Annotated in this window: 8 protein-coding genes; 2 read left to right on the forward strand and 6 right to left on the reverse strand. The window is 75.2% G+C overall.

The window, feature by feature from the left end; genetic code table 11:
• Window positions 1-1,432, reverse strand: a 1,432-nt coding sequence (locus ACR807_RS38785; protein ID WP_438926517.1) for a serine/threonine-protein kinase, incomplete at its 3' end; no start/stop codon positions are given.
• A 194-nt stretch (window positions 1,433-1,626) separates the two neighbouring features.
• Between ACR807_RS38785 and ACR807_RS38790 the strand changes: the two genes are divergently transcribed.
• Complete coding sequence (locus ACR807_RS38790) at window positions 1,627-3,585, forward strand: alpha-glucuronidase (protein ID WP_438926518.1); 1,959 nt, start codon at window positions 1,627-1,629, stop codon at window positions 3,583-3,585.
• 6 nt (window positions 3,586-3,591) lie between these two features.
• Here the strand turns inward: ACR807_RS38790 and ACR807_RS38795 are convergent, their stop codons facing one another.
• Entirely contained in the window at window positions 3,592-4,080 is a 489-nt protein-coding gene (locus ACR807_RS38795) for a hypothetical protein (protein ID WP_438926519.1), read from the reverse strand.
• Between the two features lie 652 nt (window positions 4,081-4,732).
• A complete protein-coding gene (locus ACR807_RS38800) occupies window positions 4,733-5,947 on the reverse strand; it encodes an erythromycin esterase family protein (RefSeq protein ID WP_438926520.1) in 1,215 nt (404 codons plus the stop codon).
• Window positions 5,948-6,059: 112 nt separating this feature from the next.
• Here ACR807_RS38800 and ACR807_RS38805 point away from each other — a divergent pair, with 112 nt between their 5' ends.
• Entirely contained in the window at window positions 6,060-6,758 is a 699-nt protein-coding gene (locus ACR807_RS38805) for a MerR family transcriptional regulator (RefSeq protein ID WP_438926524.1), read from the forward strand.
• A gap of 44 nt (window positions 6,759-6,802) precedes the next feature.
• On the opposite strand, the gene ACR807_RS38810 is transcribed toward ACR807_RS38805, so the two are convergent.
• From ACR807_RS38810 to ACR807_RS38820, 3 genes are read right to left on the reverse strand one after another with little or no spacing between them, the layout of a single operon-like run.
• The gene (locus ACR807_RS38810; RefSeq protein WP_438926521.1) at window positions 6,803-8,833 is read right to left on the reverse strand and encodes a beta-galactosidase; all 2,031 of its coding nucleotides are present in this window, start codon (window positions 8,831-8,833) and stop codon (window positions 6,803-6,805) included.
• Window positions 8,830-9,513 carry a glycosyl transferase gene (locus tag ACR807_RS38815; protein ID WP_438926522.1) on the reverse strand — a complete coding sequence of 228 codons (684 nt, stop codon included), beginning with the start codon at window positions 9,511-9,513 and terminating at the stop codon, window positions 8,830-8,832. Before ACR807_RS38815 ends, ACR807_RS38810 begins: the two co-directional genes overlap by 4 nt.
• A gap of 5 nt (window positions 9,514-9,518) precedes the next feature.
• Entirely contained in the window at window positions 9,519-11,048 is a 1,530-nt protein-coding gene (locus ACR807_RS38820) for a GH39 family glycosyl hydrolase (RefSeq protein ID WP_438926523.1), read from the reverse strand.
• Window positions 11,049-11,080 lie beyond the last annotated feature (32 nt).

Here is an 11,080-nt window from a genome sequence, read left to right on the forward strand (position 1 = left end):
CGCGACCGCGCTCGCCCCGGTCCCCCTCGTCGTCGCCCTCCTCCTCGCCGACGCGGTCGGACGACAGCACCTCCTCGGCGTCGACCAGCGGGACCCCGTCGACCACGACGAGGGCCAGGCCGCGCGTCTCCGCGATCCGCTCGTCGTCCCCGTTCGTGAACTCCAGGCCCACGGTGACGGCGTCCGGGCCGGTGGCCTCCGGCCCCGCGGTGACGACCAGGTCGCGCACGCCGTGCCACGCCTTCGCGTACTCCCGCGGGCCCTGCTCGCGCATCCGCGGGCCGAGCACCTCCCACGCGCCGGCGGTGTCGTCGGGCAGCAGGGCGTAGTAGTCGGTCACGGCCTGCCGGAGCCGCTCGGCGGTGACCTCGGCGGCGGCGGTCGTCGTGGTGGTCGTGGTCGCACCGCTCGACGACGTGGCGCCCCCGGTCGCCGTGCCGCCGTCACGAGTGGTCGCCAGGGCGGCGAGGGTCGAGCCGGCCACGACGAGCACCGCCGCGCCGACCAGCACCGCACGTCGGCGGGACGAGGACGGCGGTGACGGCGACCTCGGCACGGCCAGGTCCAGGCGGGTCGCGGCCGGGGCGGGAGCCGGGGCGAGTGCCGGGCCGGGGGCCGGGGCGAGGGCCGGTGCGGGGGCCGGTGCGGGGGAGCGCAGCAGCTCGGCGAGCCGGGCCATGTCGGGGCGGGTCGCGGGATCGGTGCGCAGCGCCTCCAGCAGCACGCCGGTCAGCGGCCCGGCGTTGCGCGGCGGGTCGAAGCGGCCCGCGGCCACGGTGTGCAGCAGCGCGATGGCGTTGTCCCCGTCGCCGAACGGGGGCCGCCCCTCGACCGCCGCGTACAGGGTGGCGCCGAGCGCGAACACATCGGACGCCGGACCCGGCTCCGCGCCCCGGGCGACCTCGGGGGACAGGTAGGCGGGCGTGCCCGCGAGCAGACCGGTGCGGGTGACCGCCACGTCGCCGACCGCGCGGGCGATGCCGAAGTCGCCGATCTTCGCCGTGCCGTCCGCGGTGATCAGGACGTTGGCCGGCTTCACGTCGCGGTGCACGACCCCGGCCGCGTGCGCGGCGGCCAGCGCGGAGGCGACCTGCGCGCCGATCCGCGCGACCGCGTCCGGCGGCAGCACGCCCACGTCGGCCAGCGTGCGCGCCGGCACGTACTCCATGACCAGCACCGGCCGGCCGTCGTCCTCGACGACGTCGTGCACGGTGACGGCGTTCGGGTGCTGCACGCGCGCCGCGATCCGCCCCTCGCGCGCGGCGCGGGCGACCGCGTCCGCCGTGGGCACGCCCTCGGGCACGACGAGCCGCTTGAGCGCGACGACGCGGCCGAGCCGTTCGTCGAACGCCTGCCACACCACGCCCATGGCGCCCGCGCCGAGCCTCGTGCGCAGCCGGTAGCGCCCCGCGACCAACCGACCCTCGTCCACCGGTTCCCACCTCTCCCGTCCCGGCAACCCTAGCGCCGGCGGGTCACAGGTCCGGCACGTCCCGGCTGAACCGATCCAGCTCCAGTGGTCGCCACCGCGGAACGCGTGCTGCGAAACAGTTTCGTCGCCCCGGCAGTCGACTGTGGACGGCGGACCCCTTGTCGCGCCTGGGGTCCCGACCTAGGTTCGGTGGTGTGGCGAGCACAGCGAGCACCGAGGCCCCGACCGCCCCCCACCCCGCCTGGCTGCCCGCGTCGGCGTTCCGGCCGCTCGGGTCGCGCCGGGTCCGGGTGGTCGGTGACGGGCCGCCGGTCGGCACCGTGCGCGCCGAGGTGGAGGCGGCGGTCGCCGCGCACGGCGGCGCGCTCGTCACCGACGGCCCCGCGGACCTCGACCTGCTCGCCGCCGACGGCGACGGCGAGGCGTTCACCCTCGAACGGGCCGGCGGCGCGGTCACCGTGCGCGCGGAGGGCGGCCCCGGCCTGCTGCACGGCCTGCACCACGTGGTGCGCCTGGGCGAGGCCGCGTTCACCGGCGACCCGGTGGTGGAGCGCCACGCGCCGCGCCGGGCGATCCGGATGCTCGACCACTGGGACAACATCGACGTCCACCCCGTGATGGGGCAGGTCGAACGCGGCTACGCGGGCGGCTCGATCTTCTACGCCGACGGCGCGGTGCGCGCCGACCTGGGCCGCGCCGCCGCCTACGCCCGCCTGCTCGGCTCGATCGGCGTCAACCGGGTCGGCCTGAACAACGTCAACGTGCACCGCACCGAGGCGCGGCTGCTGACCGACCTGCTGCCGGACGTGGCGCGGCTCGCGGACGTGTTCCGCCCGCACGGCATCGCCGTGCACCTGTCGGTGAGCTTCGCCGCCCCGATCACGCTGGGCGGGCTGCCCACCGCCGACCCGCTCGACCCGGCCGTGCGGGAGTGGTGGGAGCGCACGACCGCGGCCGTCTACGCGGCCGTCCCGGACTTCGGCGGGTACGTCGTCAAGGCCGACTCGGAGGGCCAACCCGGACCGTTCGCCTACGGCCGCGACCACGCCGACGGGGCGAACCTGCTGGCCCGCGCGCTCAAGCCGCACGGCGGCACGGTGTTCTGGCGCGCGTTCGTCTACGACCACCGGCAGGACTGGCGCGACCGCACCACCGACCGCGCCCGCGCCGCGCACGACCACTTCGCCCCGCTCGACGGCGCGTTCGACGGGAACGTGGTGCTCCAGGTCAAGTACGGGCCGATGGACTTCCAGACCCGCGAACCCGTCTCGCCGGTGCTCGCCGCGATGCCCCGCACCCGGCTGGCCGCCGAGTTCCAGGTCACCCAGGAGTACACCGGGCAGCAGCGGCACGTGTGCCACCTCGTGCCGCAGTGGTCCGAGATCCTCGGCTTCGGCCTGCGCGGCGGCGAACCGGTCGCCGACCTGGTCGACGGCCTCGTCGCCGTCTCCAACGTCGGCGACGACGAGTTCTGGACCCGCCACCCGCTCGCGCAGGCCAACCTGTTCGGCTTCGGCCGGCTCGCCTGGGACGACCGCCTCGACCCGGCGGCCGTGCTGGACGAGTGGATCGGCCTCACCTTCGAGGACCCGGCCGCGCGCGGACCGCTGCACGAGGTGATGGACGGCTCGTGGCACACCTACGAGCGCTACACCGCGCCGCTCGGCGTCGGGTTCATGGTCACCCCCGGCAGCCACTACGGCCCGTCCGTCGACGGCTACGAGTACACGCCGTGGGGCACCTACCACTTCGCCGACCGCGACGGCGTCGGCGTCGACCGCACCCGCGCCACCGGCACCGGGTTCACCGGCCAGTACCCGGCGCCGTGGCGCGAGGTGTACGAGTCGGTCGACACCTGCCCGGACGAGCTGCTGCTGTTCTTCCACCACGTGCCCTACGACCACGTGCTCACGTCGGGCACGACCGTGGTCCAGCACGTCTACGACACCCACTTCGCGGGCGTCGAGGAGGTGGACCGGATGCGCGCGGTGTGGGCGTCCCTGGCCGGGCACGTGCCCGCCGCGCTGCACGACCGCGTCACCGCGCTGCTGGAGGAGCAGGCCCGGTGCGCCGTCGAGTGGCGCGACCAGGTGAACACCTACTTCTTCCGCAAGTCCGGCGTCCCCGACGCCCGGGGCCGCCGGATCTTCTGACGGGCCTCACGCCCGGTGGCGCGGTGCCGGCCAGGCGGGGTAGGTGGAGGAGCGCCGCGCCCACGACGCCTCGACCGCCCCCGCGGTGCCGCCCGCCTCGTCGACGTGGGGACCCACGAGCCGCACCGCCCAGGCGACCCGCCGCCCGTCGCCGTCGAACCACTCCTCGCGCGTGAACCCGCCGTCCAGCACGGCCAGCAGGTCGTCCTCCAGGTGCGTCCACCCGCGCGCCGGGTCGTGGACCACCCACGCCTCGTCCCGGAACACGTCGAGCACCCGGCCGTCACCCGCGTCCACCACGACGTCGCCGTCGTCCGAGACGACCACGACGACGTCGGGGAGCCCGTCGTCGGGGTGGGTGAGGACCCATCGCGAGCCGCCCCCCTCCACATCGCCGCCGCGCGCGCGGACCGCGTCGCGCAGGCGGAGCAGCGGGATCGGGAAGCCGGAACCGTCGTGGAACGGGGCGGGCCGGAGAGGACGATCCTTCGTCACGCCTCAGCTCCCGTCGCACGGGTTCGTCGCAGGACCACCGTACTGCCACGCCGCGGACGCGCTCGGTGCCCCGTTCAGGGCGGCGCTCCCGCGCGCGGCGAGCCGGTAGGTCCCCGGCGCGCACGGGACGAAGACCTGGCGCGTCGCCGTTTTGCCCGTGGCGAGCACGCCGATCGCGGGCCCGTACTCACCCGGTAGGGCGGAATTGTCGGCGACCGGTGCCCACACCGATTCCCGCTGCTGTTCCAGTCGGACCTCCAAGCGCGCGTCGGCCACGTCCCACCGTGCACCGGATGGTGGCCTTGCCGCCCATGTCACCCGGCGTGCCGCGGGAGGCGTGCACGGCGTGCGCGTCGACCGCCGCACCCGCCGACACCACCGGCGAAGGTGATGTTGCCGGCGCAGCCCACGATCAAGATCATCGCCAATGGAATCGCAGATGAACGCCGGGTCGCGTACCGCACAACTATATCGTGTGCGGTACGCGAGTAGGCCCTCAATCGCTCGAAGGAGTTGTCGGATGACCTCTTCGAGTGATTGTCCGGTAAGAATTCAGTGCTGTGTGGAATTGCATTCCGCCACAGCCGCCGATATGCGGAACGGGGCGCCCCGATCGGCCTGCGGGCCGTGGAGCGCCGCCGAGGCGCACCGGCTACCAGTACTGGTGCTGCTTCCCGTCGGTGTCGGCGACGAAGACCACCGCGTCGGCCCCGTCGAGGTCCGCCGGGGTGAGCGGGACGTGGCCGCGCACGACCGGTCCGCCCGGTCCGACCGCCGGCGGGAGCGCGGCGCGCAGGGCCCGCGCCGGGAACAGCGCGCGACGGGTGGTCGCCCCGGCCAGCGCGCCCTGGAGGGTGCCCGGCTCGCCGGTCGGGGCACCGTCGGTGGCCACGAACGCGTAGCGCTCGCCGAGGGCGTCCGCGACCAACGTGCCGGCGTTCGTCCAGCTCACGTCCTCGCCGATGGTCAGGTGGGGACGTGAGCGCTGGAGGTGCGTGTTGTGCGCGAACACCAGGGCGGGCCCGCGCGACCGCTCCCGCTCGACGATCGCGAGCAGGTTCCCGGCCATCATCGCGGCCCGCGCACCGAGCAGGGCCGCGACGCGGTCGGGCGCGGTGGAGGCCATGGCCGCGTGGTAGCGCAGGAGCCCCGCGGCGGTGCGCGCGTGCGCGGCGGCGAGGTCGTAGCCGGCCGGGTCGGCGGGGCGCAGGTCGGGCGCCGCGCCGCGCAGCGCGCCGGCGAGGTCGTCGGCGACGACGCGCAGGGCGCGGGCCCGGTCGGAGTCGCCGACGGACGCCGCCGGGTCGTACATGGCCGCCGGGTTCGTCCAGTCCGCGTCGTCGCCGAGCAGCGCGTCGAGGTCGCGGACCGACGCCGGCCGCAGCGCCGCGGGCAGGTGGTCGACGACCGCGCGCAGCGCGCGCCCCGGGCTCGGCGCGGCCGAGTACTCCGTCGGCGCGTCGAAGCCGCGGAAGCGGACCCGCTCCTCCGGCGCGCGGCCGGCGTTGTACCCGCGCAGCCACTCGACGAGCTCGCGGTTGCCCGGCACGCCGCCGAACCCGTGGCTGAACCCGGTCGCGAGCACCGCGTCCAGGTCGCCCCCGGCCCCGGCCGCGTAGTCGTCCACGAGCGAGGCGGCGAAGAAGTCGGTCTCCAGCACGATCGACCGGTAGCCCCGCTCGACCAGGTGGACGAGCAGGTCGTTGCGCAGCAGCGGGAACGCCTCGACCCCGTGCGCCGGTTCGCCGAGGGCGAGCAGGACCGGCGGCTCGGCCCGCGCGGCGAGCAGCTCGTCGAAGGCGCGGCCCAGGTCGGCCGGGTCGTCGAGCCGGCGGCTGATCCCGAGCAGTTGTGCGGCAGTGGACACGAACACCCCTTCCAGGAGGAACTGCCCTCGACGCTATCGTTGAAGGATCGGGTGAAACTCCTCTGCCGAAAGCCCTGGTCGCCCGGGGTCAACCTTCAACCGGAGGTGCGCGCTGCGTCCCGTCGACCTCGCCCGGGAGCACGGGTTGTCCGCGCAGGCGGTCCGCAACTACGAGGACGCCGGCGCCCTCCCGCCGGCCGAGCGCGGCGAGACCGGGTACCGGCGCTACACGCCCCTGCACGCGCAGGCCCTGCGCACCTTCCTCGCGCTGCGCGGCGGCCACGGGCACCAGCGGGCCACCGAGATCATGCGCGCCACCAACCGCGGCGACACCGAGTCCGCCTACCGGCTCGTCGACGCCGCGCACGTCGCCCTGGTCGCCGAACGCGACACCCGCGCCGAGGTCGCGGCGGCCCTCGGCGCCCTGTCCACCGCGCCGCCCGTCGCCGTCCCCGGCCGGCCGCTGACCGTGGGTGAACTGGCGCACCGGCTCGGCGTGCACCCCGCGACGCTGCGCACCTGGGAGGCCGAGGGCGTCCTGCGCCCCGGGCGCGACCCGGTGACGGGGTACCGCCACTACGGGCCCGACTGCGTGCGCGACGCCGAGGTCGCGCGGCAGCTCCGCCGGGGCGGGTACCCGCTGCGCCGCGTCGCGCGGTTCGTCGGCTCGCTGCGCGAGGCGGGCGGGGAGGACGCGCTGGGCGCCTTCCTCGACTCCTGGCGGGAGCGGCTGGCCGGGCGCGCCCGCGCCCTCCTCGCGGGCGCGGCCCAGCTCGACGCCTACCTCACCCTGCTCGACCGCACCCGGTGACCGCCGACGACCACGCCCGGTAGCCGGCCACACGCGGTCGCCGGCTACCGGGCGATCCGCACCACCAGCGAGGCGGTCGGCGGGAGCACCAGCTCGTCACCGGCCGCCAGCTCGCGCCCGGTCAGCAGGTCGGTCCCGGTGAACGGCGACGCGACCACCCGTTCCGGTCCGTGGTTCAGCACGAACGCGTACCGGGTGCCGTTGGGCGCGACCCGCTCCACCACCTCCAGGTCCGGCACGTCGGCCAGCGGCCCGGCCAGGCCGTGCTCCTCCAGCACCGCGTCCACCACCGCACGCACCCCTTCGTCGTCCAACAGCGTCGCCACGTACCAGGCGCCGCCCGCCCCGCGCCGCGCCCTGGTCACCGCCGGCGTGCCCGCGTAGAAGTCGGCCCCGTAGGTGCCCAGCACCTCGGCGTCCCCCGGCACCACCACCTCGAACACGTGCCGCGCCGCGTACGAGGAGCCGAACAGCGCCACCGGGTTGACCACGTCCGGCCGCTGCGCGTCGGTCTCCTCCACGCGCAGGCCGAGCAGCGCGGCGAACGGGCCGGGCACGTCGGCGAGGAACGCGTTGTCGTCCTCGTCCACCCGGCCGGACAGGGCCGTGGTCAGGAACGTGCCGCCCCGGACCACCAGCTCGGCCACCCGGTCCGCCAGGTCGCCCTTCACCAGGTGCAGCAGCGGCGCGACCACCACGTCGTAGCCGCCCAGGTCCGCGGTCACCGGCACCACGTCGACCAGCGCGTTGGCCTGCCACAGCGCCCGGTGGTACGCGGTCAGCACCTCGACGTAGCGCACCGCGCGGTTGGGGCCGTCGGACATCTCGACCGCCCACCAGCTGTCCCAGTCGACCAGCAGCGCGACCCGCGCGGGCGTCCGCGCGCCGAGGACCGCGTCACCGACCAGGTCGAACTCGCGGCCCAGCTCGGCGACCTCGCGGAACAGCCGCGTGTCGGTGCGGCCCGCGTGGTCGAGCACCGCGCCGTGGTACTTCTCGCACGCCCCGCGCGACTGCCGCAGCTGGAAGTACAGCACCGCGTCCGCGCCGTGCGCGACCGACTGCCACGACCACAGCCGCAGCACGCCGGGCCGCTTGACCGGGTTCACGTCCCGCGACGCGGTGACCGACGGGGTCTGCTCCATCACCCAGAACGGGTCGCCGCCGCGCAGCCCGCGCACCAACCCGTGCGCCAGTGCCATCCGTGCGGCCGTGCGGGAGGGCGAGGGGTCCTCGGGCGGGTAGTTGTCCCAGGACGCGAAGTCCAGGTGCGGCGCCCACCGGTGGTAGTCGACCGGCTGGTAGAGGCCCATGAAGTTGGTGGTCACCGGCGTGCGCGGCACGTGCTCGCGGATCGCGGCCTTCTCCGCGACGAACCCGCCCAGCAGCGCGTCGGACATGAACCGCCGGTAGTCCAGCGTGATGCCCTGGAACGCGGTGTGGTCCGGCCCGCGCCAGTGCTCCGACAGCGCGGTCGGCGGCTGGACCTGCGCCCAGTCGGTGAACGTGTGCGACCAGAACGTCGTGTTCCACGCGTGGTTCAGCCGGTCCAGGTCGCCGTAGCGCTCCCGCAGCCACTCGCGGAACGCCGCGCCGCACAGCGGGCAGTAGCACGCACCGCCGTACTCGTTGCCCACGTGCCAGGCCACGACGGCGGGGTTCTCGCCGTACCGCTCGGCCAGCCGCGACGCCATCGCCACGGCCGACCGCCGGAACGCGGGGGAGGAGGGGCACGCGTTGTGCCGCTGCCCGTAGACGTGCCGCCGCCCCTCGAAGTCGACCCGGCACGCCTCCGGGTGCTCGTGCGCCAGCCACGGCGGCATCGCGCCGCTCGGCGTGGCCAGCACGACCCGCTTGCCCTCCGCGGTCGCGCGCCCCACGATCGCGTCCAGCGCGGTGAAGTCGTAGCGGTCCTCGGCGGGCTGGAGGTGCGCCCACGCGAACACGCCGACCGTGACGGTGTCGATGCCCGCCAGGGCGAACGCCTCGTAGTCGCGGTCCCACACCTCGCGGGGCCACTGCTCGGGGTTGTAGTCGCCGCCGTAGCCGATCTTCGCCGGTCGCCCGTCGTTCACCCGGTGAACCTCTCGGTCGCGTCGCGCAGCACCGGTTCGGCGTTGCGCAGCAGGGCCAGGGAGAAGGGCGAGGCGAGCAGCACCAGCACCCAGTCGGAGGCGAGCACCACGACCCCGCCCGCCGCGATCAGCAGGGACAGCGAGCCGAGCGCGGCGAGCGGTCGCGCGCCCAGGTAGTAGGAGGCGAGCCGCGCGGTGTCGCGGGCGCGCAGCGACAGCGCCGAGGACAGCACCAGCGCGTTCGACGACCACACCAGCACGCCGACCGCGACCACCAGCAGCACCGCGCCGTACCAGGCGGGCACGCCCGCGGCGCCCAGGTTGGCCAGCGTGGAGCCGATGACGGCCAGCACCACCAGCGCGGGCAGCCACCAGCGCAGCACGTCCAGCCAGTTCAGCCGGTAGCCGCGCCGGAAGTGCCGGGCGGGGGACAGGTCGCGGTCGGTGAGGAACACCCGCCACGCGAACAGCGCCGCCGACAGTGCCGGGGCGACCGGCGCGAAGCACAGCGCGATCAGCGGCGCGTTGCCCGCGTCCCCGGCCAGGAGCAGGACGAGCACCAGCCCGGGACCGGTGGTCAGCACCAGCAGGACCTCGACGACCAGGAACCAGTACACGACGGCCGCGGCCCGGGACAGGACGCCGGGGCCGATCTCGGCGGCCGGGTCGCGCTCGTCCACGGCGGTCACCTCTCGTGCCCCGCGACGAGGCGGTCGTCGGAGACGCCCAGCATCCGCCGGTCGTCCAGCCCCTCGTGCACCTCCGGCCGCACCGGGACGACCTCCACGAACGTCACCTCGTGCCGGGACAGCGCCAGGTCCAGCTCCACCCGGCCGGCCACCACCGGCGCGGCCCGGTGCTCCGCGGCGGGCCGAGAGCAGTCCCGCAGCACGTCGAGCTGCCGCGCCGACGGCGACCGCGGCCGGCCCAGCTCGCGCCACGCGGCGAACGCGTTGCCGTCGTGCTCGTTCACCCGCTCGCGCCGCACGAACGCGTGCACCCCGGGGACCGGCACCGACAGCCGCACGTCGTGCCGCTCGGGCGCGTCCGGCCCCTCGGTGCCGCCCACCGGCTGCCACGCCAGCACGGTCACCCGGCCGTCGTCGTCGCGGCACACGAGGTGGTCCTCGCCGCGCGCCAGGACGTGCGTCCCCATCCGCGCCGCGAACGCGTACAGGTGGTACGTCGGCTTGCGCACCTGCCGGTGCGTGAGCAGCCCGAACCCGCCGTGGAACAGCGAGGTCGGGACGTCGTCCTCCTCGAACACGTCGCAGAACGTCCAGTACGAGAACGAGTCGACCAGGTCGCCGCCGCCCGCCAGCACCGGCGCGAGGTAGGCGGCGTTGTAGGCGGTGTCGTGGATCGGGTTGTCCGGCCGGTAGGAGGTGTTGAACTCGGTGATGTGCACCGGCAGCCCGGCCAGCGCGGTGCCCGCCAGGTGCCGGCGCGGCGCGTCGAACTGGTCGAGCAGCGCCCCCGGCGCGGTCAGGGTCTGGTAGGTGCCGAACGGCACGTGCTGCGCCGGGCCGGAGGTGTAGGCGTGCCGGGACACGAAGTCGACCGGCACGTCCCGGCGGGTGACGAAGTCGGCGAACGGCGCCCACCACTCGTCCGAGCCGGGCGAGATCGCCGGACCGCCGACCTGGAGGCCGGCGTCGACGTCCTTCACGACCCGCGCGGTCGTCTCGTACAGCCGGAAGTACGCCTCCTGGTCGGCGTCCTTCCAGAAGTTCACCAGGTTCGGCTCGTTCCACACCTCGATGGGCCAGGTGCGGACCTCGTCCAGGCCGTACCGGTCCACCAGGTGCGCCACCAGGGCCCGCACGAGCGCCGCCCACTCGTCGTGCGAGCGCGGCGGGGTGATGTTGCCCTTCCACCAGAACACGGTGTCGTCGCCGGAGGCGAGCGCGGTGGGCATGAACCCCAGCTCGACGAACGGCTTGACGCCCAGCTCCAGGTACCGGTCGAACACCTGGTCCACGTAGGTGGACGAGTACCGGACCCGGCCGCCCGACACCCGGTGCACGCCCATGTCGTCCGACAGCAGGCCGTGGCCCCGGATGTACCGGAAGCCGATCTCGCGCCGCACCAGCGCCAGCGACTCCTGGTAGTCGGCGCGCAGCGCGAGGTTGAGCCGCCCGGTGCCCACGCAGTGGTTCCAGGAAGCGGGCAGGCGGCCCAGCGGCTCCGCCCCGATGACGTGGGTGTGGCTCACGGGAATCCTCCGGGAAGGTGGTCGGGTCCGGC

The organism is Saccharothrix sabaoui (genome assembly GCF_051756985.1).
Lineage (GTDB): Bacteria > Actinomycetota > Actinomycetes > Mycobacteriales > Pseudonocardiaceae > Actinosynnema.